This is a genomic window from Corynebacterium sp. KPL1824, assembly GCF_000478095.1.
GTDB classification, from domain to species: Bacteria; Actinomycetota; Actinomycetes; order Mycobacteriales; family Mycobacteriaceae; genus Corynebacterium; species Corynebacterium accolens.
In genome coordinates this window covers 967,783-991,868 of record NZ_KI515749.1, presented here as the reverse complement: position 1 = coordinate 991,868, position 24,086 = coordinate 967,783, and the positions used below count along the sequence as shown (strand labels likewise).

General features: G+C 60.6%; 20 protein-coding genes. 10 read left to right on the top strand and 10 right to left on the bottom strand.

Going from position 1 to position 24,086, the window contains the following annotated elements; translation table 11 throughout:
- Nucleotides 1–17: 17 nt before the first annotated feature.
- Nucleotides 18–665 carry an aminoacyl-tRNA hydrolase gene (gene pth, locus HMPREF1267_RS04615; RefSeq protein WP_023028570.1) on the top strand — a complete coding sequence of 216 codons (648 nt, stop codon included), beginning with the start codon at nt 18–20 and terminating at the stop codon, nt 663–665.
- On the opposite strand, the gene HMPREF1267_RS04610 is transcribed toward pth, so the two are convergent.
- Nucleotides 662–1,354: a TrkA family potassium uptake protein gene (locus HMPREF1267_RS04610; RefSeq protein WP_005279976.1), complete on the bottom strand. Its 693-nt coding sequence runs from the start codon at nt 1,352–1,354 to the stop codon at nt 662–664. The two genes, pth and HMPREF1267_RS04610, sit on opposite strands and share 4 nt — an antisense overlap.
- Nucleotides 1,347–2,699: a TrkH family potassium uptake protein gene (locus tag HMPREF1267_RS04605; RefSeq protein ID WP_034666885.1), complete on the bottom strand. Its 1,353-nt coding sequence runs from the start codon at nt 2,697–2,699 to the stop codon at nt 1,347–1,349. Before HMPREF1267_RS04605 ends, HMPREF1267_RS04610 begins: the two co-directional genes overlap by 8 nt.
- Nucleotides 2,700–2,816: 117 nt before the next feature.
- On the opposite strand from HMPREF1267_RS04605, the gene HMPREF1267_RS04600 reads away from it, so the two are divergent.
- A complete protein-coding gene (locus HMPREF1267_RS04600; protein WP_034666883.1) occupies nt 2,817–3,653 on the top strand; it encodes an SDR family NAD(P)-dependent oxidoreductase in 837 nt (278 codons plus the stop codon).
- 24 nt (nt 3,654–3,677) lie between these two features.
- Complete coding sequence (locus HMPREF1267_RS04595; protein WP_005279971.1) at nt 3,678–5,312, top strand: peptide chain release factor 3; 1,635 nt, start codon at nt 3,678–3,680, stop codon at nt 5,310–5,312.
- 18 nt (nt 5,313–5,330) lie between these two features.
- Here HMPREF1267_RS04595 and HMPREF1267_RS04590 read toward each other — a convergent pair whose 3' ends face one another.
- Entirely contained in the window at nt 5,331–6,893 is a 1,563-nt protein-coding gene (locus tag HMPREF1267_RS04590; RefSeq protein ID WP_023028567.1) for a TrkA C-terminal domain-containing protein, read from the bottom strand.
- 153 nt (nt 6,894–7,046) lie between these two features.
- Nucleotides 7,047–7,916, bottom strand: coding sequence for a patatin family protein (locus HMPREF1267_RS04585; protein WP_005282031.1), 870 nt, complete (start codon nt 7,914–7,916; stop codon nt 7,047–7,049).
- A 74-nt stretch (nt 7,917–7,990) separates the two neighbouring features.
- Between HMPREF1267_RS04585 and HMPREF1267_RS04580 the strand changes: the two genes are divergently transcribed.
- The gene (locus tag HMPREF1267_RS04580; RefSeq protein WP_034666881.1) at nt 7,991–8,395 is read left to right on the top strand and encodes a hypothetical protein; all 405 of its coding nucleotides are present in this window, start codon (nt 7,991–7,993) and stop codon (nt 8,393–8,395) included.
- The gene (locus tag HMPREF1267_RS04575; RefSeq protein ID WP_023028565.1) at nt 8,395–8,934 is read left to right on the top strand and encodes a gamma carbonic anhydrase family protein; all 540 of its coding nucleotides are present in this window, start codon (nt 8,395–8,397) and stop codon (nt 8,932–8,934) included. The genes HMPREF1267_RS04580 and HMPREF1267_RS04575 overlap by 1 nt, the downstream gene beginning before the upstream one ends.
- Nucleotides 8,935–8,941: 7 nt before the next feature.
- On the opposite strand, the gene HMPREF1267_RS04570 is transcribed toward HMPREF1267_RS04575, so the two are convergent.
- Nucleotides 8,942–9,595 (bottom strand): hypothetical protein, encoded by a 654-nt coding sequence (locus tag HMPREF1267_RS04570; RefSeq protein WP_023028564.1) that lies wholly within the window; start codon nt 9,593–9,595, stop codon nt 8,942–8,944.
- A 184-nt stretch (nt 9,596–9,779) separates the two neighbouring features.
- Between HMPREF1267_RS04570 and HMPREF1267_RS04565 the strand changes: the two genes are divergently transcribed.
- From HMPREF1267_RS04565 to HMPREF1267_RS04555, 3 genes are read left to right on the top strand one after another with little or no spacing between them, the layout of a single operon-like run.
- Entirely contained in the window at nt 9,780–12,158 is a 2,379-nt protein-coding gene (locus HMPREF1267_RS04565) for an MMPL family transporter (RefSeq protein ID WP_023028563.1), read from the top strand.
- Nucleotides 12,151–12,750, top strand: a complete 600-nt coding sequence (locus tag HMPREF1267_RS04560) for a TetR/AcrR family transcriptional regulator (protein ID WP_023028562.1) — start codon at nt 12,151–12,153, stop codon at nt 12,748–12,750. The genes HMPREF1267_RS04565 and HMPREF1267_RS04560 overlap by 8 nt, the downstream gene beginning before the upstream one ends.
- 25 nt (nt 12,751–12,775) lie before the next feature.
- The gene (locus HMPREF1267_RS04555) at nt 12,776–13,957 is read left to right on the top strand and encodes a DUF6882 domain-containing protein (protein ID WP_023028561.1); all 1,182 of its coding nucleotides are present in this window, start codon (nt 12,776–12,778) and stop codon (nt 13,955–13,957) included.
- Here the strand turns inward: HMPREF1267_RS04555 and HMPREF1267_RS04550 are convergent.
- On the bottom strand, nt 13,947–14,981 hold the full coding sequence (locus HMPREF1267_RS04550; protein WP_023028560.1) for a 3-hydroxyisobutyryl-CoA hydrolase: 1,035 nt from the start codon (nt 14,979–14,981) through the stop codon (nt 13,947–13,949). The genes HMPREF1267_RS04555 and HMPREF1267_RS04550 overlap by 11 nt on opposite strands.
- 68 nt (nt 14,982–15,049) lie before the next feature.
- Between HMPREF1267_RS04550 and HMPREF1267_RS04545 the strand changes: the two genes are divergently transcribed.
- Nucleotides 15,050–15,847: a Cof-type HAD-IIB family hydrolase gene (locus HMPREF1267_RS04545; protein WP_023028559.1), complete on the top strand. Its 798-nt coding sequence runs from the start codon at nt 15,050–15,052 to the stop codon at nt 15,845–15,847.
- Nucleotides 15,848–15,986: 139 nt separating this feature from the next.
- Entirely contained in the window at nt 15,987–19,139 is a 3,153-nt protein-coding gene (locus tag HMPREF1267_RS04540; protein WP_023028558.1) for an acyltransferase family protein, read from the top strand.
- 278 nt (nt 19,140–19,417) lie between these two features.
- Here HMPREF1267_RS04540 and HMPREF1267_RS04535 read toward each other — a convergent pair whose 3' ends face one another.
- The 4 genes from HMPREF1267_RS04535 to HMPREF1267_RS04520 form a co-directional block, all read right to left on the bottom strand.
- A complete protein-coding gene (locus HMPREF1267_RS04535; RefSeq protein WP_005279956.1) occupies nt 19,418–19,741 on the bottom strand; it encodes a putative quinol monooxygenase in 324 nt (107 codons plus the stop codon).
- 100 nt (nt 19,742–19,841) lie between these two features.
- Nucleotides 19,842–20,420, bottom strand: coding sequence for a hypothetical protein (locus tag HMPREF1267_RS04530; protein WP_023028557.1), 579 nt, complete (start codon nt 20,418–20,420; stop codon nt 19,842–19,844).
- Nucleotides 20,421–20,557: 137 nt separating this feature from the next.
- The gene (locus HMPREF1267_RS04525; protein ID WP_023028556.1) at nt 20,558–22,291 is read right to left on the bottom strand and encodes an alpha/beta-hydrolase family protein; all 1,734 of its coding nucleotides are present in this window, start codon (nt 22,289–22,291) and stop codon (nt 20,558–20,560) included.
- Nucleotides 22,258–24,066, bottom strand: a complete 1,809-nt coding sequence (locus HMPREF1267_RS04520; RefSeq protein WP_023028555.1) for an ABC-F family ATP-binding cassette domain-containing protein — start codon at nt 24,064–24,066, stop codon at nt 22,258–22,260. Before HMPREF1267_RS04520 ends, HMPREF1267_RS04525 begins: the two co-directional genes overlap by 34 nt.
- Nucleotides 24,067–24,086: the final 20 nt, after the last annotated feature.

Here is a 24,086-nt window from a genome sequence, read left to right as displayed (position 1 = left end):
GCTAGAAAGGCGCATTCGTGGCAGCTTTGACAGATTTTATTGCCCGGATTTTCTGCGGTCCCTCGCCAGTGCAGCAGGGGCTGGATCCGGCCGAGTTGGAGGCAGACTGGCTCATCATTGGCCTGGGAAATCCCGGCGCGAAGTACGCCGCCACGCGCCATAACGTGGGCTATATGGCCATCGACGATGTGCTAGCCCAAGACGGCGACGTGCTCGAACCGGTGCGCGGGATGGACCTCGAGGTAGCCCCACTTAACTGGGGCGATACCCGCGCCTTGGCAGTGCGCACGAGGACGTTTATGAATCTCTCCGGCGATCCGATTGCCCCGCTGGCGCAGGCTTTGGGCATTGCAGCAGACCACATCATCGTCATCCACGATGAGTTGGATCTGCCGGCCAATAAGATTCGCCTGAAGCAGGGCGGCAATGAAAATGGGCACAACGGGCTGAAATCCCTAACACACAACCTAGGCACCCGGGACTACCTGCGGGTGCGCATTGGCATCGCGCGCCCGCCTAAGGGCTCGTCGATTCCTGACTATGTGCTCGCGCCAGTCGATGCCGGCTCCGGCTTCGATAACGCCATTGCAACTGCTGCCGAAGCCGCCCGGCTCATCGCCACGCAAGGGCTCGCGCAGGCACAAAACCGCATTCATTCGCGCTAGGACTGGGAAAATTTCTCCAGCGCCTGCGGGCTGCCGGCGGCGACGATGAAGTCGGTGGGGGCGAGCTGGGTGGCATCGGCAAGCGGGGCCCAAGCACCCTCCGCCTGGCAGACTGAGACCAATTGCACGTGGTGGGTGCGCCAAACCTCGCCCAAATCGAGCGGGCGGCCCGTGACCGAGGAGGGCGCGGCCATCTGCGTCACGCCGTAGTACGGAGCGATCTCAGCAAAATCGCGGAAGCGCCCGCCCAAGAGGTAGGCCACGCGGCGGCCGGTATCGCGCTCCGGGCGGATGACGTGGTGGGCGCCAATCTGGCGCAGGATGCGCTCGTGGGCCTCCGAATTGGCCTTGGCCCAAATATCCTTGACCCCCAGCTCCACCAAATTGGAGACGGTGAGGATGGACGCCTCCAGGTGCGAGCCGATGCCCACGATAACTCGCTCCACCTCGTCGATGCCCAGTTGGCGCAGCGCCGCCGGATCGGTGGTATCCGCGGAAATGGCCTCGGTTAAGTGCGGTGCTCGTTCGCGCACGATCTTTTCATCGGAATCGATGCCGAGGACCTCTACCCCATGGCCCATGAGTTCGCTTGCCAGGGAGCAACCAAACCGCCCCAAGCCAATGACGACGACCGGGGCGATATCGAGGGTGGCGCGGGAGTGGCCCAACGCCTTAAAAATGCTAGCCAATGAAGGGCCTTTCTTCGGGGTAGCTGTAGCGGCGGCCGAGGTTCTTGGCCGCCAACGCTGCTACCAGGGTGGTTGGGCCAACGCGGCCCAGGTACATGATGAAGCACAGCACGATTTGTGAGGGCGCGGACAAACTGGCGGTAATCCCGGTGGATAGGCCCACGGTGGCAAAGGCGGACATGACCTCGAAGGAAACCTGATCGCCGCTAAATTGCGGGTCGAAAAAGCGCAGCGCCGCCACGCCGAGGGTCACCACCAGCACGCCGGCAAAGCTCAATGCTAGCGCCTGCCGGGTAACACTGTGGGGAAGGCTGCGGTGGTAGATGGAGGTCTTTTCCTTGCCCAAGAACTCCGCTGCCATGGCCGCGAGCAGCACGCATGCGGTGGTGACCTTGATGCCGCCGGCGGTACCGGCCGAGCCGCCGCCGATGAACATCAAGGTATCGGTGCCCATGAGCGTTACCGGGTGAACCTCACCGTAGTCGAAGGTATTAAATCCGGCCGTGCGCGGGGAGACGCTGGCAAAGAACGCGTTGAGGATTTTCTCGCCCCACGACATCGGCGCCAGCACGCCATTCCACTCCGTCAAGGCAAAAAATATCGTGCCTGCCGCAATGAGCACGCCGGTGGCCGCCAGCGTCATCCGCGCGGTAATTGAGATGCGACGCGTCGCCTCCGAACCGCGCCGCACGTGGCGTACCAATTCCGCCCAGACCGGAAAACCCAGCCCACCACCGATGACCGCTCCGGCCAGCGGCAAAAGGATCCAGGCATCGCCGACAAAGGGCACGAGGTTATCGCTATTGGTGCTAAACCCAGCGTTATTAAAGGCCGAAATGGCGTGGAAGATGCCCTCCCATAACGCCCGTGGGAAGGAATGCCCGTAGCCCACCATAAGCCGCGCGGTGACCGCCGTGGCGATAATGCTTTCTACCACCGCGGTAAAGGCGAAGGTGAAAATCAGGGTGCGGCGAATGCCACCGGCGAGGATGGGCCGGTTTTCATAGGCGCCGGTCTTGCGGGCCTTAAAACTAATCCGGCCGGTCAAGAGCAGGCCGGATAACGAGGCCAGCGACATAATGCCCAAACCGCCCAGTTGTATAAGGGCCAAGATGACCACTTGCCCCGCTGGGCTCCAAAAGCTACCGGTATCGACCACAACCAGCCCGGTCAATGAGACCGCGGAGGTCGCGGTGAAAAGGGCGGATAAAAACGAGGCGCGGGAATCTCCGGCCTCGGCGAACGGCAGCAATAACAATACCGTTCCTATCAGGATGAGCAGTAGAAACCCGGTGGCAGTTAGCCGCGCTGGCCCCCACTGCCGCAGAAAAAGCAGGCGCTTCACAAGCCGGAAGTATAGACCTGTCCAGACCCAAGCGGAACTGCACGGCGGGATGCCGCGGATAAATATCACGGAAGGATATCGCGGACGGATGTCACGGCCGTGGCTAGAATCGGGCCCATGACTTCGCCGTACTCCGCAGCTAGGACAATCGTGATCACCGGGGCATCGTCAGGCATTGGTGCCGCAGCAGCCCGGCAGATTCACCGCACCCGCCCGCAGGATAACCTCGTCATCATCGGCCGCAATCCGGACAAGACTAAGGCCGTTGCTCAGGAGGTGGGAGGTAAGTATTTCCTCGCCGATTTCGAATCGCTGGCCCAGGTCCGCCAGCTGGCCGATGACCTGCAAAAGCTAGAGCGCATCGATGCCCTAGGCAATAATGCCGGCGGCATCTTCGATGGCCCCACCATGACCGCCGATGGATTCGAGCGCACGTGGCAGGTCAACGTGGTCGCGCCGTTCCTGTTGACGTCCCTGCTACAAGACAAGCTGCGCGAGAGTAACGCCACCGTGGTCAACACGGCGTCGTTGGCCAATATGGTGATGTCGAATTTCGATCCGGCAGATCCCAATACGCTGGAGCATTTCAGCCCAGAGCGCGCCTACGGCAATGCCAAGCTGGCAGATATCTTGCTCGCCCGCTTTATCGATGCCCACGGCATCAACGCGGTGTCCTTTCACCCGGGCGTTTTAGCCACCGAATTTGGCAAGTCCTCCACGGGGCTTACGGGCAAGTTGTACTCCGGGGTCATCGGCAAGGCCTTTGGCACCGCAGAGGCCGGCGGCGAGAACTTGGCCTACTTCCTTACCGGTACCGAAGGCATCCATTTCCAGTCCGGGGAGTATTACAATAATAGGCGCACGCTGGGCGTGCAGCGCCCGATTGCGAAGAATACCTCCGTGGCCCACCGCGTCTTTGAGGATCTGGGCCGCCGCCTCAATGTGGAGTGGTAGCGCTCAAGCATTAGACTATGGCGCATGAGTTCTGTCGCTTTTGAGGCCTCGCGCCGCCGCACGTTCGCCGTTATCGCCCACCCGGATGCCGGTAAGTCCACGCTGACGGAGGCGCTGGCGCTGCATGCGCACGTGATTAATGAGGCCGGCGCGGTCCACGGCAAGGGCAACCGCAAGTCCACCGTGTCTGACTGGATGGATATGGAGAAAAACCGCGGTATCTCCGTGGCTTCGTCTGCGCTGCAGTTTGAATACGCCCCGGAGGGACACGAGGGCGAGCCTTATATGATCAACCTGGTCGATACCCCAGGTCACGCGGACTTTTCGGAGGATACCTACCGCGTGCTTACCGCCGTGGATGCCGCAGTGATGCTTATCGATGCCGCCAAGGGCCTCGAGCCGCAGACCCTCAAGCTCTTCCGCGTCTGTAAGGCGCGCGGCCTGCCCATCGTCACGGTGATCAACAAGTGGGACCGCGTGGGCCGCGAGCCACTCGAGCTCGTCGATGAGATTGTGAACGAAATCCAGCTGCAGCCCACCCCTCTCTACTGGCCGGTGGGCATCGCGGGCGATTTCCGCGGCCTAGCCCACATCAATGATGACGGCGAGGCCGATAATTACATCCACTTCATCCGCACCGCCGGCGGTTCCACCATCGCACCGGAAGAGCACTACGATCCCGCGGCCGCAGAAGAAAAGGAAGAGGATGTGTGGGAGACCGCGGTAGAGGAAGCCGAGCTCCTTGCCGCCGATGGCGCCCTGCACGATCAAGAGCTCTTTGAGCAGTGCGTGACCTCCCCGCTCATCTTCGCCTCGGCCATGCTGAACTTCGGCGTCCACCAGATCCTGGATACCTTGTGCGCCATCGCCCCAGCCCCGCACTCCCGCGAATCCGATCCCAAGGCCGTGGAGGCGGCCACCAGCGCCATCGATGAGGTGCGCGAGGTAGCCGATGACTTTTCCGGCGTCGTTTTCAAGGTGCAGGCGGGCATGGACCAAAAGCACCGCGATAACCTGGCGTTTATGCGCGTGGTTTCCGGCGAATTCGAGCGCGGCATGCAGGTCAACCACGCCCAATCCGGGCGCAGCTTTTCCACCAAGTATGCACTGACGGTCTTTGGCCGCACCCGCGATACCGTGGATACCGCGTACCCGGGCGATATCGTGGGCCTCGTCAACGCGGGCGCGCTGGCACCGGGCGACACCATCTACTCCGGCAAAAAGGTCCAGTTCAAGCCCATGCCCCAATTCGCCCCGGAGGCCTTCCGCATCCTGCGGGCGAAGTCGCTGGGCAAGTATAAGGCCTTCCGCAAGGGCTTGGAGCAGCTCTCGGCCGAGGGCGTGGTGCAGATCCTGCGCAACGATGCGCGCGGCGATGCCTCCCCGGTCATGGCTGCGGTCGGCCCCATGCAGTTCGAGGTCATGCAGGCCCGCATGGAATTCGAGTACAACGTCGAAACCGTCACCGAGCCCATCCCCTACTCCGTGGCGCGTCGCACCGATGCCGAATCTGCACCGGAACTCGGCCGCCAGCGCGGCGTAGAGATCTTCACTCGCCAAGATGGCGAGCTCATTGCCCTCTTTGGCGATAAGTGGAAGCTCGCCTTCATTGAAAAGGAACACCCAGAGCTCACCATGGAGACCTTGGTCGCGGATTAATCGAGCGGCTGCCCCCCGTCAGAGCAGCATGACCGGGATGACCACGATCTTCATGAACTGCGCCACCACAATGGTGGAGGTATAGCCGGTAAGGATGCGCGAATCCGAGCTGGCGCCCGTGGCGTAATTGACCACCGCGGGCTGGCCAAAAAGCCCGGAAATGCCGCCTGAGGTGCGGGTTTCGGATTGCCCCATAAACCGACTGGCCGCCGCGAAAATCCCGATGATGATAACGGCGATGATCGCGGCCAGCACCATGGATTTCAGGCCCATCCAGGAAAAGGCGGTGGAGACAAAGGCCTCTCCGGAGGACAGGCCCACCGAAGCCAAGAAGATGGCAAGGCCCCACTGCTGGAATGCCGTATTGATCGGGGAGGGAATCTGCCACGGAATGCGGCTGGTGCGGTGCAAGGCACCGAGGACCAGTCCGGTGATCAGTGGGCCCAGCGCGAACCCGAGCTCGAAGGACGCGCCACCGGGCAGCGGAACCACGATGAGGGAAATCAGGTAGCCGATGGTCAGCCCACCGCCGAGTGCTACCCAGTTAAGCTGCGAGTATGCGGTTACGGAATCGCCGAAGTAATCGCGAACATCACCCAGGCGGTCATGCTTGACCACGATTTCTAGGTCATCACCAGATTCCAAGTGGGTTTCATTGGTGGCAAGGAATTCCTCATCGCCGCGGCGCACCCGCACAATCCGCGCGCCGTAGCGCGAAAGGAGGTTGAGCTCCTTGACCTTGCGTCCCTCGATATCCTCGTTGGAGATGGCCACGGTCTCATTGACCAGACGCTTATCCACAAACGGGGTTTGGGGCTGACGCTTTCCCAAGGCATCGGTAAGCTCCTTAGCTTTAGCCTTGGTCACCAGCACGCGCAGGACATCGCCGCGGTGCAACTCTGGGTTATCGCCCGGCACGTCGACATCGCGGCCGCGGCGGATGGTAGCGATGATGAAATGATCCGCGAATTTCTCGCGCAGCTCAGCATAGGAAATATCGCGGGTGACCTTAATCGTTCGCGAGCGGAAAATCTTTTCCGCCGAGTGGTCTTGGTCCTTCTGCGCTGGCCAGCTATGCCGCAGGATGAATGCCACAAGGAGGATGGCCACGGCCACGCCGACCGGATAGGCCAAGGAGTATCCCACGGCGGGCAGCTCCTCGCCGGATTGCTGCTGGGCCACGGCAAGCGACGCCGTGGACGTCGTTGCACCGGAGAATACGCCGGTCACCGCCAGCGGCGATAACCCCATGAGGCTGCCGATGCCCAGCGCCGCGGCCGCCGCGGCTATTACCGCCACAGTGGCGAGCAGCATGTGTTTTAGCTGGGTGGAAAAGCCCTTGAAGAAGGCCTCGCCGGCAGACAGGCCTTGCATATAGATAAAGAGTCCCAAGCCCAGCTCCTGCAAGGAACTGAGGATATTGTCATCTAGATCAATAAAGGATCCGAAGGCTAAGCCGACAAAAAGGGTACCCGCCGCGCCGAAGCGCAGCGGGCCAAAGGGAATCATGCCAAATAGCGTGCCGAGCACGATCATGAAGAAAATGCTCAGCCAAATATTGCCATCAAAAATCGCTAACACGCTGTGCAATCTTAGGAGCTTGGCGCGATTTAGCTAGCTGAAAATGCTTGGCACCGTGCACCGAATACCGCCATTAGTGCAGCGCACGCGATTATCCCTCCTGATGCCGCCAAGAACCAGGAGGGCGATCTCACACCGCCGTGCAGAGGTGAGCTAGTCCAGCAGGAATTCTTTCCACTTTGGCCACTCAGCATGGGTTTGCGCCTTGCCAGCCTGGTAATTCGCCCGCAGCTTATCCACGTTGCGCTCGGTGGAGGCCACCTGCATATCTTCTGGGAAAAACAGCTGCGCCTTGCCCTGGCGCTCTAGCTCGAGGAGCCGGTCCTTGGCCGCGTTATAGATGGGCGGGCGGCCAATGAGGGCATCGGCAATAGCGGGGTACTTGCGGAAGATGCGGCGGGTGATCGCCGGGCGCGCCACCTCAGGGCGGACATACCCGCGCGGCTTGGAGCCGATGAAAAGGAATTTCTCGTAGCCGGCCTCCTCTGCCTGCTCGATGGTAATGCCGCCGGATGAGCCCAGGGCACCGTCCACATAGGGCGAGCCATCGATGATGCGGATGGGCATAAGCAGCGGCAGCGTGGACGAGGCGCGCACCCGCACGTACAAATCCTCTGGTTCCTTCACGTCCTCGCGGGTCCAATAGACGGATTCGCCGGTATCGGCCCGCGCGGCGGCGAGGACCATATCCGCTGGGTGCTTGCGGTAGGCGTCCCAGTCAAAAGGCATATCTTTATCCGCGGAGCGCTCATAAATATATTCCGCATTGAAATAGCCATTGCCGCGCACCAGCGATCCCACGCCACCGAAGCTGGGGTTATTGACAAAATCCGTGAAGGATTCCTCCGCGCGCTTGGCATCGTGCGAGAGGTAATTGACCGTGTGGGAGGCGCCAGCAGATACCCCGCCCACCCATCCAAAGGTGACGTTTTCTTGGATGAGTTTGACTATGCAGGCGGCGGTATAGGAATTGCGCATTCCGCCGCCTTCGATCACTAGGGCGGTGTTGCTGGCATCAATCATGGTCTCCTATAGTACGCGCGGCGATGTTACGGCGGTCAACCCGCTACCTGGCTGCGCGGCTAGACTTGAACGCTATGGGATTATTGGATGCTCTTGCCAAGCTCACCGGGAATGGGGCGCCGCAGTTGGCGCGGCCCGATTCCGCGGCGACGACCGTGCAGGTGGACCGGCTGGATATTAGGACCGCCGGCCAGCTCATCATCATTATCACCGGCCGGCAGGGCGCGCGGGCCCTTGCTGAGATCGCCGCCTCGCGCGAGTCCGCGACCCTCATCTCCCCCACCACCACGGCGCATTTCCCCGCCGTGAAGAAGGATGTGTTGCCGGTCAAAGACCCCAAGCACGGCTGGATTATCCCCATCGCGCCCTCGCTGGCGAGCGCGCTTTCCCAGGCAGAGCTTGCGGGTGCTCCGCTTGCCGATGCCCCCACCTCCAGCGAGCACGAGCTATCCCCCAGCCTCGCGGTGGTGGTGGAATAATGCCTATCTACCCCTTCCAAGGAAAACGCCCGCGCATCCACCGCAGCGCTTGGATCGCGCCAAATGCCACCATCATTGGTGACGTGGAAATCGGCCCAGATTCTTCCATCTTTTATGGCTGCGTGCTGCGCGGTGATGTCGGCCCCATCCGCATTGGAAGTCGGTGCAATATTCAGGACAATAGCGTCATCCACGTGGAGCGAGAGGCCCCGTGCATCCTTGAAGACGATGTCACGGTAGGACACATGGCCATGCTCCACGGCACCCATGTGGGCGCTGGCAGCCTAGTGGGCATGTCCGCTACCCTGCTATCTCGCTCCACCATCGGTTCCGGTTCGCTCATCGCCGCCGGCGCGCTGGTGCGCGAGGGCGCGGAAATCCCAGCGCGTTCCTTGGCCGCCGGCGTCCCAGCCACCGTGCGCCGCGAGCTTTCCGCCGAGCAATCCGCGGCGTTTATCCCGCACGCCGCGCGCTACGTGGACATAGCTAAGCAGCAATCTGGCTCTGAGCTCGCGCTTGATGATGTCTACTTTGACTAGCGCATCCCTATAGGTTCACAACACCCATAATGATGAGGAAGGCGGCGACGATATAGCCGCCGATGAGCGTGACCCGCGTGCTGTTTTCGCGCGCCGCCGCAAAGACTCGACCCGCAGCTGAGTCTGGGTGGGCGCGCACCACGGCGATGAAAAGCCCGCACACCACCGGCAGGGACAGCGCCAGGGTGGCGTACCACAAGAGGCCGCCGTATTGGGCGGCGAGCGATAGATCCTGGGTGGCCAAGAACATGAGGCCGAAATAAAACGGCACGGAGGTCAGCGATTGGACCACGCCCATCACGAAGCCGATCAGCACGGTGGTGATGGAAGGCGTGCGCAGCGGCTGCAGCATGCGCCCGATCAAGGCATTGGGTTTGCCTTGGGAGTGCCAGGCGCCAAAGGCCAGTGCGATGCCGACGATAATGAGGATGCCTCCGGCAATCGGTGACTCCAAGATGGCCGCGATCTGTTCGCGCACGCCCAAAAGGACGAACATCACCACGGCCGCAGCGGCGAGAACGCCCAGCCAGTCGCCCAGGATGACCAGGCCTGCGATCCAGCGGTACTTCCCGCGCGGGAGCATGATGCCGATGGCTACAAGGATGCCAATGAGCAAGGCATTGACCGAATCCAAGAGGGCGAAACTTACCGCGTGAATCATGCGCGATAGTCTACCTATCCTTCCCGCCGCCCTGTGCTCTCTGGCCGCGCCTGGGTTATAGGTCACACTAAAGAGTTACTATACCCACCTGCACCTTATTTTGCACCACATACGCAGGATTGCATAGACTATGCACGATTTTAGAAGCAGCGCCCACCTCTCTCACTCATAAAGGAGCTCGCCCATGTCCAAATTCCTCTACCGGCTGGGAAGCTGGTCCTACCGCACGGTATGGCCCTTCCTCGCCTTCTGGCTCATCGTCTTGGTGGCGATGGTTGGCCTCACCGCCGGCTTTGCCAAGTCCCCGAACCCCAACTTCGCCATGCCGGAGATGGACTCCACCACCACTCAAGAAGAGATGATGGAGCACTTCGATCAAGATACCGATGCCATGAGCGCCCCGGAGGGCACCGTGGTCATCCAGGCCCCTGCGGGCAAGGAGCTGGGCGATGATGCCGTTGCCGGGGACATCGACAAGCTGCTTCAAGACCTCAAGGACACCGGTGCCCTGAAGAACCAGGATGAGTTGGTCAGCCCGGTCCTCGCCGCCGCAGGCATGGAAAAGCAGATGGGCGAGCAGATGCGGGCCCAGGGCATGCCCGAAGAGCAGATTGCGAAGAACCTGCAGCAGCTGTCCCCGCTGAGCGAGGATAAGACCACCGGCACCGTCACCATCGCCTTCGATGCCGCTGATGTCATGGACATCAATGATGACGATATGGCTGCGGTCACGGATGTCCTGCACGAGCATGACAGCGACGGCCTATCCGTCAAGTACCAGGGCAATGCCTTTTCGATGGCCGAGGCCGGCATGAATGGCAGCGCCGAGCTCATCGGCATGGTGGTTGCCGCCATCGTGCTGCTGGTGACCTTCGGCTCTTTCGTAGCTGCCGGCATGCCGCTAATTTCCGCCGTCATCGGCGTGGGCATTGGTATCCTCGGCGTGCAGCTGGCCACCATCTTTACCGATACCGTCTCCGATATGACCCCGACGCTGGCCTCCATGATCGGCCTGGCCGTGGGCATCGACTACGCCCTGTTCATTGTCAACCGCTTCCGCAATGAGCTCATTACCTCCTCGGGCTTAAATAACCTGACGCCAAAGGAACTGGCTAAGGAACTGAAGAAGATGGATAAGGGCACCCGCGCCCACGCCATGGGCATGGCGCTGGGCACCGCCGGCGGCTCCGTCGTCTTTGCCGGTACCACCGTGGTCATCGCGCTGGCGGCCCTGACCATTATCGGCATTCCGTTCCTGTCCACCATGGCTATCGCCGCCGCGGGCACCGTGGTCATCGCCGTGCTTGTGGCCAATACCTTTATCCCCGCGGTGCTGGGCCTGCTCGGCACCAAGATCTTCGCCGGGCGAGTACCCGGCCCCAAGGTCCCAGACCCCGAGGACGAGAAGCCAACCATGGGCCTGCGCTGGGTCCGCCGCGTGCGCGCCCACCCGTGGCTGCACCTGGGCGTGGGCGTCATCGTCCTTGCCATCCTGGCCATCCCCTTTGCGAATATGCGCCTAGCCATGCCCACCGATGGCTCCGCCAAACCCGGCACCCCGCAGCGCGAGGCCTACGAGATGTCCGAGGAGGCCTTTGGTCCAGGCCGCAATGCCCCGATGATCGCCTTTGTCAATGTGGAAGACGTCTCCGAGCAAGACCGCATGCCGGCCTTCCAAGATCTGCTCCACAAGTTCAACGACACCGAAGGCGTGGACAACGCCCAAATCGTCCAAACCACGGATAACGGTGATGCCGCCCAGATCATGATTACGCCGACGACAGGTGCAACCGATGAGGAAACCACCGAGACCTTGGAGCGCCTGCGCGAGTACCAGGGCGAGTTTTCTAAGGACGGCGGCTCCTACGGCATTACCGGCATCACCCCGATCTTCGACGATATTTCTGAGCGCCTCAATAGCGTTCTTGTTCCCTATGTGGCCATCGTCTTAGGCCTTGCCTTCATCGTGTTGATGCTGGTCTTCCGCTCCATCTGGGTTCCGCTCATTGCCGCCGCGGGCTACGGGCTGTCCGTGGCCGCCACCTTCGGAATCACCGTTGGAATCTGGCAAGAGGGCATGTTCGGCCTCGTCAACGACCCGCAGCCGCTGCTGTCCTTCCTGCCCATCATGCTCATCGGCCTGACCTTTGGCCTGGCCATGGACTACCAGGTCTTCTTGGTCACCCGCATGCGCGAGGGCTACGTCAGCGGTAAGACCGCCGCCAACGCGACCTCAAATGGCTTTAAGCACGGCGCGCGCGTGGTCACGGCCGCAGCGCTCATCATGATTTCGGTCTTCGCAGCCTTCATCTTGATGGACGAGCCATTCATCAAGACCATGGGCTTTGCCCTGGCTATGGGCGTGCTTATCGATGCCTTCGTTATCCGCATGATGGTCATCCCCGCCACCATGTTCCTCCTAGGAGACAAGGCGTGGTGGTTTCCCAAGTGGTTGAATAAGATCGTGCCTAATATGGATATCGAGGGCGAAGCCCTGCACAAGGAGCGCGAGGCGCTCCTAGGCTTTCAACACGACAAGGTAGGAAAGGTTCATCGTGACTAGTTTGCGCGAATCCAAGAAGCGAGCAACGCGCCAGGCCATGTCCGATGCCGCGGCCCGCCTCGCCTTGGACAGCGGCGCTGAGGCGGTCACGGTCTCAGGTATCACCAGCGCCGTCGGGGTCTCCCCGCGCACGTTCCACAATTATTTTTCCTCGGTGGCAGATTCCCTCTTGCACTACACCGCGGATGTCCTCGAGGCATTCGCAGAAGATATTCCCACCGCATTTCCCGGCGAGCCCATCTCTTCGGTCTTGGAATTAACGCTCATTGATGCCCTCGACAACGAATACATGGAGCTGCGCTCGCTGCACAGCCTGTTCAAAATTGGTGAGGCGATGGAAAACCTCAGCCACACCGCCGAGGAAAAGAAGAAATTCGATAGCGTCACCCACAGGATCATCGCTGCTTTTCAAGAGCGCTACCCCGAATATTCGACCTTCGAGCTCACCGTCATCTTGAACGCGTGCGGCAGCACCGGCAATGCCTGCCAGCAAGAGCTGAAAAGGCGCTGCGAAGGCGGCAATCCCCCTAGCAAGCAGGAACGCGACGAGCTGGTGCACCACGCCTTTGCCACCCTGCGCGGCCTTGCCTGAGGTTTCAGTATCCTCGTAGGTAATTATGGATACTTCAAATTCGCTTGCCCAGGCCACCCGCGATGCCTGCTTTATTCAGGCGGGCCTTGACGCCGCCTTCCGGGCCCGCTTGGGCGATACCACCGATGTGGAATTTAATTTCCTCACCCCCTCAACGGATGCCGAGGGCCACCTCACCCGCAATCAGCCCGTGGAAATCCGCTGCAGCTCGTCCTCCAGCGTCAAAGACTTCCGGGGCACGCGCATCGCCGTCATCGATCGCGCCGGCTCGCCGGCCTGGCGGTGGGCGATGCAGGCGGAGGCTGACCTGCCGCAGGGCGGGGATGATCCGGCGAAGTTTATCCCCCTCGCCCGCCTCCTGGCCGGCAATGCCCCGGTGCTGCGGGCACGGCAAGGCGATCATGAGGCGATCATCGCCGTGGATTTCCATCCGCGCCTCGACTTTCCCACCAGCATTGCAGCAGGCATTCGCCGCAGCGCGCCGGACATTGATGAGCAGCGCGCGGTGCACGAACTCGCCCACCACTTGGGCATTACGCTCGCAGAGACTGGCGCGGGCTCCCCTGCGGAGTCTGCCGAGCATTATTCCGATGGAACGACGCTGCATTTTTCTAGAGCACTGGGTGCGCCGCAGATCACGGCAATCGAGCCGGGTATGAAGGATACCCGCATTATCGAGGATGCTTTCTATTACGGCATGGAGCACCAGCTGTATTTCCAGGGCAATTTCCCGGAGGCCACGGTGCACCTCAACGCGGACGAGGCCACGGCGGAGATTCGCTACTTTGGCGGCAAGGCCGAGGCCACGGCGGTACTCATCGCCACCATTTCGGAGGAACGATTCCTGTGGGCGTGGGCCGATCCCGCGGTCAAGGACACCGCAGCCGCGCAGGCTGCCGCGAACCTGTACCGCTTCGGCATCGATCACCAAGTACCGGCGCTAATCCGGCCCGCGCTACCCTTGGACTACGCGCGTACCCGGCAGGTACCCCAGCTTGCCCTGCCCATCCTGGGCATGTGGACTTTGGTGGGCACCACGCTTGCCGATGGCCGCGTTGGCCTCGTCCTCCTCGATTCCGAAGCGCTGCATTTGCCCCAGCCCACGTCCGCGACCACGGAAGCAACGCTGGCGGCTACCCCACCCCGAGAGTTCAATGAGGCGCAGGCTCGATCGGCCTACGCCTCCTTTCGCGGGATTAACCTTTAGCTAATACGCCGCGGATGGCGTCTACATCCACCTCCGCGACGCTTGCGGGGTTAAAGGCCGCGTCATTGGATTTATCTACCAATACCGCGCGCACGCCATCGGAAAAGTCATCGCGGCGATACATATAAGCGCCCAGTTTCTTTTCCAGCTCGAGGGCATCGCGAATGCTCGAGCACTGCGCCTCTGCCCGGTAGAGCTCCAGCGCGGCCACGATGGAGGTCGGGCAGGCCTGCGCGGTGAGCTTATCCACCAGCTCCTTCAGCTCCGGGTATTCCTTAGCGGCCGCGGTGATGTCCTGCCAGGAATCGTGGCGGAAGCTGGCCTCGATCCCCTCGATGAGCTCTGCAAGCGGGGCCTCATCTTCTGGCTGCACGGAGTGCTGTTCCAGCGCGGCATCAATGCCCTTATCAATGACGTCGCTGGCAAACGCATCGCCGTCTTTTACGTAGTCAGTGGCCAGCCCGCTCCACACGAGGTCTGCGGCGTACATGCGGTAGCCGGTAATACCCCAGAACTTTGCGAGCTCTGGCGAGGCCTTACCGCGCGTGCCCACCGCGTTTTGGGAGGCATAGGCCATGCCCACATCCGTGACGTAGCCGATATTCATCTCCGGCATGGAGGCGAAGGTCTTGTCCGTGACCACACAGTGCGAGCCGTGCGCGGATACGCCAAGCCCGCCACCCATAGCGATTCCATCCACAAGCGCGATGACCGGCTTGGGGTATTCCGCAATATCCCCGTTGAGGGTGTACTCCGAGGCGAAGAAGTCATCGACCTCGTCGTACTTGCCGTCGACGATGCCATCGCGAGCCATGCGGACATCGCCACCCGCGCAATAGGCCTTGGGATTTGTAGAGGTCAAAAGGACCTGCTCTACCTCGTCATCACCCCGCCACTTATCCAAGGCAGCGGCGATGAGATCGATCATTTCTGGGCTGAGAGAGTTGAGAGCCTTTGGGCGGTTGAGCTCAATGACTCCGGTATGGTTGCGGATTGAGGACACGATAGGTGCATCATTAGTCATATCCTCTATTGTGACACACAACTCATGTACCTAGCTACCGTTTGCGACTTCACAGATAGGTCTTAATTTTGCTTCCACAGCTTATCGCCCTAGACATGGACGGCACCCTGCTCGATGGAAACGGCGACTTGCCGCCAGGATTCGCGGCGACCAGCCAGCGCGCAACCGAGCTTGGCGTCACCCTCGTTCCGGCATCTGGGCGCCAGCTCGCCACCCTGCAACAGATGTTTCCTCATGAGGAGACCTTTATTGCAGAAAATGGCTCCGTGGTCGTGCACAATAACGAGCTGCTGAGCACCACTCCCCTGCCGTCATCGGCCGTCCGCGCTGCGGTAGCGGCGCTCGACGCGGTGTCCCAACCCCACACCGTGGTGCTGTGTACGCCAGCTACGGCGTTTGTGGAAAGGGGCATCGACAGCCAAGCCTCCACCGAGATCTCCAAGTACTATAAATCCATCAGCTGGGTAGATGATCTCCATGATCTGCTCGATGAGGAGATCATCAAAATCGCCGCCTTCTGCGCCGATGGCAGCGAAAGGCACCTCCACGATCCGCTGCGCGAGGCCGTGCCTGAGCACAATATCGCGGTATCTGGGGCAGTGTGGCTCGATGTCATGGCGGCCGGGGTAAATAAGGGCGTGGCGCTAGAAACCATGGCGTCGCTGCTGGATATCCCCCAATCCCGCACCGCGGCTTTTGGAGACTTCCTCAACGATTTCGAACTCCTCCAAGCCGCCGGAACCGCCATTGCCATGGACAATGCGCATCCTAAGCTCAAGGCGATTGCCGATACCATCGCCCCGCCCAATACCGAGTATGGGGTGCTGACAGTGCTGAATCAGCTTTTTGACAGCCAACAGGATTAGACTTTCTTTTTTCACCATCTATCCGCCAAAACATTGCCAATTTCCCGCGCCACGCCGTGCTCTCTACTTTGGGTAATGGCGCTTCTCGCGGTCTAAAATTGGCCGACTAGTACATTTTCGTAGTGCAATGGGAGTTCACGTGAATCGTTTTCTGCGCTCGCTGCTGGGGAAGAAAGATTCCGAGCGTAATGAGGCCACGCCGCCCACGACGCGGCAATCAGATGGGCCTACAGGTGATTCCTCCACTGGGGCTTCCACGCCTAATTCCGGTATCCCTACCGGGCCGGATCCACATGCCCGCAATAATCACGAGGCGCGCACGGAACACCAGCCGCCCACCTCGAATGCACAGGATGGCACTAAATCCTCGCACGCACAGCCCACGGATCCCACCCGTGGGTTCGCTCGTCAATCTCGCCAGGTAGGTAACCCCACGCCTCAAGACAAGAAGCCTTCTCGAAACCAGGGTGCACAGACCCCCAAATCCGCTGCGGCCAAAGGCTCTGCCCAAGACAAGCAGAATAATTCTGCCCAGAAGAAAACCGGAGCAAAGCCACACCAGGAGGTAAAACCGGCCACGCCCAAGAATTCACAGAAACTGCAGCAACCAGCCGCCGAAACGAAGGAATTTCCCGCAAGCCCCGCCGGTACTTCCCGCGCGTCCGGGACCTCTGGTACCTCTCGAACTTCCACATCCGCCGGTTCCAAGAATTCTTCCCGCTCCAATAACTCCGCTGGCACTCCTCGGCCTTCCGACGCCAATCGATCCACCGGCACCGGCTCCTCGAAGCCTTCCGACGATGCGAAGAACTCCGCGCAGGGAACCACGGAATTTCCCGCCCAGCAGTCGTGGCCTGCCCAAAGGCCAGAGCAGCGCAAGCCTGAACAGCGCAAAACTGAGCAAAGCAAAGCCGAGCAGCGTAAGACAGAGCCGCGCAAGCCGGAGCAGCACACATCTGGGCAGCAACAACCTGTTCAGCGCGAGCAGGAGCAGCGCCAGCAAGAGCAGCGTCAGCAGGAACAGCGCCCGCCAGAACAGCGTAAGCCTGCACAGCACCAACCGGAGCAGCAAGCATCCGGATCCGGGCGTCAGCAAGCAGAGCAGCGCAAGCCTGCGCAAAAGTCTGCCTCTGCGCAAGAGCAAAAATCAGGGATTCCCGCTGTGGACAAGGCCGCCGCTATGGGGGCTTCTCAACCACAGCGCATTCCTGCCGAACAGACCGCACAGGAGCACCAGACCGCGGCCGTTCAGGCTGGCCAGCAGTCTTCTCCACACGACACACAAGACGCCAATAAATCGAAATATCCCTTGCAGAACCAGCAGAACGACTCCGAAGTACTCGCAGTCCCACCAGAGGATAAGAACGTGCGCAAGAAGCGGCACGCGCGGCTGCGCCAGGTCAAGGGCCTTGACGGGCTGCGCGGCCTAGCCGTTATTGCCGTGGTTTTGTACCACTTCTTCGGCGATGCCCTACCCGGCGGTTACCTGGGCGTGGACATGTTCTTCGTCCTCTCCGGCTTCCTTATTACCTCGCTCCTCGTGCGCGAGTACCGCACGTCCGGAACGATTAGCCTGAAGGACTTTTGGGTGCGCCGCTTTAGGCGCATCTTGCCCGCCGCCGTCGCCGTACTCGTTTTCTGTACCGCGATCGTCGCGTGGATTGGCGGCGATTTGGCCGTTGGCCTGCGCCAGCAATTCTTCGGCACCCTCTTCTTTGTCAATAACTGGACGCAGATTGCTACTTCGCAATCCTATTTTGCCGATAACGAAGTACAGGTCTTTGCGCACTACTGGTCGCTCGCGGTTGAAGAGCAGTTCTACCTCATCTGGCCGCTGCTCATCCTGGTTATCTTCCGCGCCTCGTCGCGCCAGCCGCGCCGCCTTCCGGTCGTGGTCGCCAGCGTGCTGGGCTTGGCCTCCTTTGCGGCCATGTGGTTCATCTTCACTCCAGGCGAAGATCCCACCCGCGTCTACTACGGAACGGATACCCACGCATTCGGCTTGTTGACCGGCGCGGTCCTCTCCTTGTTGATGACCTCTACGAAGTCCGATCCCCACGCGGATTCCTGGGCAACTTCCGGCAAGGTAGAAACCCGCGCCGCCGGCATCATCGGCTTCTTGGCGCTTATCGGCTATGTCGCGCAGCTATTTCTCATGCCTGACGATGCCGAATTTACCTACCGCGGCGGACTCTTTATCACCAGCATCCTTGGTGCCCTCATGGTGTGGGGTGTCATCCACGAGTACGGCCCGATGACGCCACTGTTTAGGACGAAGGTCATGCGGTGGTTCGGTCAGCGTTCCTTCTCGCTGTACCTGTGGCACTGGCCGGTCATCATGATTTTGGAGGCACTGTTCCACGGCAATCAGAATTCTGAGAATACGTGGATTCTGGGCCTTGTCGCCGTCCCCATCTCCCTGATCCTTTCGGAGATTTCTTATCAGTTCATCGAGAACCCATTCCGCCGCGGCGGGTACAAGAAGACATGGAAGAACTACTGGGCTGCGCGCCCAAGCTTCAGCGAGCTCAAGGACGGCTTTGGCAAGGCCATGTGGCCAGTGGTCCCGTTGTTGGTTGTCGCTTCTTTGGTTGGCGTTGTCTACGGCGTGGTCAACTCCAACGATAAGACGGAATTGGAGCAGCAGCTCGACCAGCTCCAGCAGCAAAACCAGAATAATAATCCTGTCCCGCCAGAGGCGGCCGCACCCTCCACGCCGCCTGCCGAAGACAAGGAAGACGACGCAAAGAAAGAGGACGATACTAAGACCCGTCCGATGCCACAGGGCACGAATATCACCGCAATCGGTGACTCGGTAATGCTGGCGGCCAGCGATGCCTTAAGCCAACGCTTCCCCGGCATTTATATCGATGCCGAAGAATCCCGCCACTACGCGTCAGGTATCCAAATCCTCCAACAGATGAAGAACGCCGGCACGCTGCGCGATACCGTCTTCTTGGGCTTTGGTACCAACGGCGCCGCCCAGCCGAACCAAATCAGCCAGGCCATGGATATCATCGGCGAGGATCACACCGTGGTCATGGTGGTTCCCTATGGCGACCGCGAGTGGATGGCGCAGTCCCAGAAGGACGTCATTGACGCCGCCAAGGAGTACGACAACGCCTATATCGCGGACTGGTGTGGCTATGCCAAAAATAACCCGGACATGCTCTACTCCGATGGCGTGCACCCGCTTCCCGAAGGCGCCAGCGGCTACTCCGATGCCTTCTATAACGCCCTAAAGCAGTACTCCAAATACGACAAGAGCGTCACCTCTCAATGCCAGGCTTAGTGAAGTCCACGAGGGCAGGCAGCTAACCCCAACTCGGCTAGCCTGCTGCCCCGAACCCCGGCTCCAGCCTCGGCCCCGGCGCCAAACCCGGCCTCAGCTCCAGCGCGCCCTTCACGCTCACGGGGTCCGTTCTCATGAGCGGGTACCCCGCTCCCTGTGAGCGCGAAGGGCGGGTTCGCAAAGCGCGGGGCTGTAGATCCTGGCTCTTAGGTGGTCGCACAAATAAAGACCGCACTCATTGTTCACATGAGTGCGGTCTTTGGTGTTAAGCGGCGAGATTAGTCGACGGCGAACTCGCCCATCTTGTCCCAACCGGTGCGGCCATCGATGTGGACATTGATGATGTCTGGGGTCTCTACCAGGTACTTGGGGAATTCGTCGCAGGCGCGCTTGAAGTGCTCGCCCTGAACGTGCTCTACGTCCTTGCCATCAGCGTAGGACTCGAGCAGCAGGAAGCGCTGAGAGTCTTCCGGATCGCGGTACCACTTGAAGTCGATGCAGCCAGGCTCTGCGTTGCAAGCCTCGGTGTACCAGTTGATCTCATCAAGGAAGGTATCGGCGTATTCAGGCTTTACGTGGAACTGAACGTTAATCAAAATCATGCCCCCGATTCTACCAATGATGTGTCCACTACGTCATGGCTGCTCTGCCATGCGCGCGGGCCTCGGAAGAATCGGGGGCAGGTTCCGCGGAAGCTAAGAACTAGTTGAGGAAGTACTCCGCGATGTAGATGAACTCGCCGTCGAAGGCGGTGGCGACGCCATAACCGTACTCAGGTCCAGGGGTCACCTCGAGGCCCCGGTTAAACCAGTTGAGGCGCTCTTGAGCTTGTTCTTCGGACAGACGGTAAACGTTGCCCTGCCCTTCCTCGGTGTGGGTAACGCCGCTTGCGACGTCACCGTAGTACGTAAGCTTACCGTTTGCGCCCTGGTTTGCCCATTCCTGCGCGATGGCGGCAGCGTTCTCATCTGGGTGGTGACCGGCCTGAGCCAAGTGGTCCGCGGTGGCTGCCCGCAAGTCAGCGGCAACCTGTGGAGCCTCGGGCGCCTGTGCCTCAGGGGCGGCTTCAGCCGTGGCCGCTTCTTCCGCGGCCACCTCCGGCTCGGCATCGGGTGCAGCTTGGAGGAAGCTGGGCAAAGTAACGTTGTACTTTTCAGCAAGGGTGGACACCTGCTGTACCTGCGGGGCCGCGGTGAGCTCCGCAGAAGCCGCTGCCGTGGTACCGGACAGGGCGAGTACGGTGGTCAGGACTGCTGCGGTGGCGCTTCGAATCGGCTTCATGTTTTTCAGCTTGTCATAACTTTTCAGGGGGCGAAAGGTTATTACCGGATACGCTCCACTTCGATATGGCTTTGTTATATAAACGGCATTCTGAGTGTTCTGGGTTACTGCGCGGGAGGTATAACGTCCCAAGAAGTCTAATAAATACCTACATCGAGTTCATCGAATTGCCGCTGCAGTTCTTCCGAGTCAATGGAACGCGCAACGTCGGGCCCGGCGATGGCCGCAAAACCATCAAGGACAGAGGTTCCGTAATTATGGCCCACACCATCGGGAACATCCTTAGCCCCAGGCAGGTCTGCGGCAACTTGCAGGTAGGTAATGATGGGCATCCACTGCATCACGCGCTCACGGGAATAAGGGGTATCTTCCTTCATCCAATCAGGCTCTTTGAAGGCCAATTCGGGCGACCACCAGCTCACCGGATCGGATGGGTGCTGGATATACAGCATACGGGTCCTGCCCCACTCTTCTTCCGGCACGCGTCCCCAGCGGCGAACTTGGTCCACGTCGTTGGCAAAGCGGACCACGAGGCCGCCGGCGTAGACCGGCGAGATTTCCGTGGACCCGGGATCGCGGCGCTCCACAAACTGCGAGCGCAACCGATTAAAGTGCGGCGGGCCAGTCAATAAGATGCCATCGACTGAATTGGCGATATCGCGCACACCGGAAAAGGCTGCCTCGATGCCGGTTGTGCCTAAGGACTCGCCGTAGAGGTAGAGCTTGGGCCGATCATCTTCTGGCAGTGAATTCCACCAGTCCACGATGGGGTTGATGAATTCTTCCCCGGCGCGCTCTACTTGGCTACCGCCGCCAAAGAAGTGAAAGACGGACGGCATGGCGGAATACTGTGCGGCGGCGATGGCGGTATCCCCGCCATAGAGCAATTCGAAGGCTTGCGCGGAATAGGACGATACCCAGCCGGTGCCGGTGGTCATGGTCAGCAGGAGGGCCTTGCGGTCTTGGGCGTGGGTGCGCTCGAGTTCATCGATAAGCAGCTGCGCCCGCCCCTCATTGGAGTCGCGGTTGCCCAGGCCGGCGTAGGCACGGATGGGCTCCTTGGCGGGTTTGCCGGTCACCTGCTCTAGCTCGTCCTTATGCGCACCGGAGCTTAGGAAGCGGGAGCCTTGCAAGCCCACGCCGTCCCAGTCGACATCGGAAGTAGGCGATCCGGAGCGCTCGCTGAGGGTGGGGCGCTGGGTGTCCGGATCGGGGTCGGCGTTTTGGGCGGTAAATACCCTATCGCCCAAGCTCACGATGGCACCGGGAATGATGTTTTCAACGGTGTAGATGGCAATCACCGCAACGATTAATACCGCCCCCAGGCGGCGGTAGGTGGAGCGAAACCGCTGCGGGAAGCGCCGCGCCAACCAGCGGACCAAAAAGATAATGGAGCGCAGGATCAGCAGGAAGAGGGTAAATACCGCCAGCGCCAAGGGCACCACCAGCAGGTAGCTGGACATGGATGGCGCGGGCACGGAATATACGCCCGCGAGCTCACGCTGCCAGCGCACGGCGATAATAACGAAACCGACCAGCCAGGCGATGAACGCACCTGTGGCGATGCGCGCGAGCAATCGGTAGCGCTTTGGCTCCCAAGCGGAGGCGGCAAGCCAGGGATACTTATCTGCCCATTTGCTCACGACGAAGCGGTACCACACCAGCTTCACGCCGATGCCCACCACGTAGCCGAAACCAGCTGCAAGGCCCGAAATCAGGCCTTGATAGGGCCAATCGCGGGGCAAAATAGACGGAGTAAGGCCCAGGGTAGACAGAATGGCGGCGCCGATAACGCCCCACGGATCGAGGTGGCGGACGATATCGGCGATGCGAGCTTCTACTGCTCGAGCTTCTCCCCTAACTCCAGCCATTCCATCTCCAAATCCTCATAGGCGCTGCGGTTGTCCTTTAATTCCGTATCAAGCCGGGTCATCGCTTCGGTATCGACTTCTTCTGCCGCCGCGGCCAATTTCTCATTGATCTGCGCAGCGGATTTCTCCAGCTTCTGCATCTTCCGCTCAAGCGCATTCATCTTCTTGGTGATTTCGCGCTCTTGCTGGGAAGAAAGCTTCTTTTCCGGCTTCGGCGCCGGCGCACCCGTCTTCTTTTCTCCCAGGTTTATAACCCCAGTGTTCTTGCCGGCCTCGATTTCTTCGCGCTTGCGCAGGTACTCGTCGATGCCGCCGGGAAGGTTCGTCAGCTTGCCATCGCCAAATAGCGCGTACGTATTATCCGCAATGCGCTCGATGAGGTAGCGATCGTGCGAGATGACCACCAGGGTACCCGGCCAGGAATCGAGCAGGGACTCCAGTTCCTGGAGGGTATCGATATCCAGATCGTTAGTGGGCTCATCGAGGAGCAAAACATTGGGTTCTGCCATAAGAACGCGGGTGAGCTGGAGGCGGCGGCGCTCGCCACCAGACAAATCACCAACCGGGGTGCGCTGACGCTTGGCGGAAAAGCCGAGGCGCTCGGCCAACTGCGATGCGCTGAGCTCCTTCTTGCCTAGCTGGACGTAGGTGGCTACATCCTCGACGGCATCAAGAAGCCGGCGCTGCGGATCCAAGTCATCGAGTTCCTGGCGCAGCCAACCTAAGCGCACGGTTTGGCCCTCGATGCGTTTTCCGGCTGCAAGCTCGTATTCTCCCGCCAGCGTGCGCAGCAGCGTGGTTTTCCCGGAGCCATTCACGCCAACGAGGCCGATGCGCTCGCCCGGGGCTAGGCGCCAGGTGAGGTGATCGACCAAGGTGCGACCATCCGGGGACTTTATCGTGGCATCTTCTAGCTCGATGACCACCCGGCCCTGGCGCTGCTTGGAAAAGGACATGAGCTCGACCTTGTTGCGCGGCTCGGGGACATCAGAAATAAGCGCTTCCGCGGCCTCGATCCGGTAGCGCGGCTTGGAGGTACGCGCCGGTGCCCCGCGGCGCAGCCATGCCAATTCCTTGCGGGCTAAGTTTTTGCGGCGCTGCTCCATCGCATCGGCCTGGCGGGTGCGCTCGGCACGGGCAAACGTCCAGTCGTTGTAGCCGCCCTCGTAGGCATCAACGGTGCCGTCGTGGACCTCCCACGTCCAGGTGGCAATGGTATCGAGGAACCAGCGATCGTGGGTGACCACGATGACGGCGAGGTTGCGCTTGAGCAGGTGATCCGCCAGCCACTGCACACCTTCCACGTCAAGGTGGTTCGTGGGCTCGTCGAGCACCACGAGATCTAAATCCTGCACCAACGCTGCGGCGAGATTCACCCTTCGCCGCTCGCCGCCGGATAGGGAGCTAACGGGAGTATCCAGCCCTAAGTCCACGATGCCCAGGCCACCGAGTACGTCGCGTACCTTGGCATTGGAGGCCCATTCATACGTCTCGAGCTCGAGGGGTTCAATGATCGCCTGAGCAATGGTGAGCTCTTCGGGCAAATCAAAGCGCTGCGTCACCACGGCCATGCGCAGATCCGAGGTATGAGATACGCGGCCGGAATCCGGCGGCTCGATGCCGGTGAGCACTTCCAACAGGGTGGTTTTGCCGCCGCCGTTGACGCCCACGATGCCAATTCGGTCCCCGGTTTGCACGCCGAGGGATACCCCATCAAGGAGAGTTTTTAGCCCATAGGATTTGGTGACTTGCTCGAGGTTAATCAGGTTTGCCATAACAGGGACTCATCTTAATA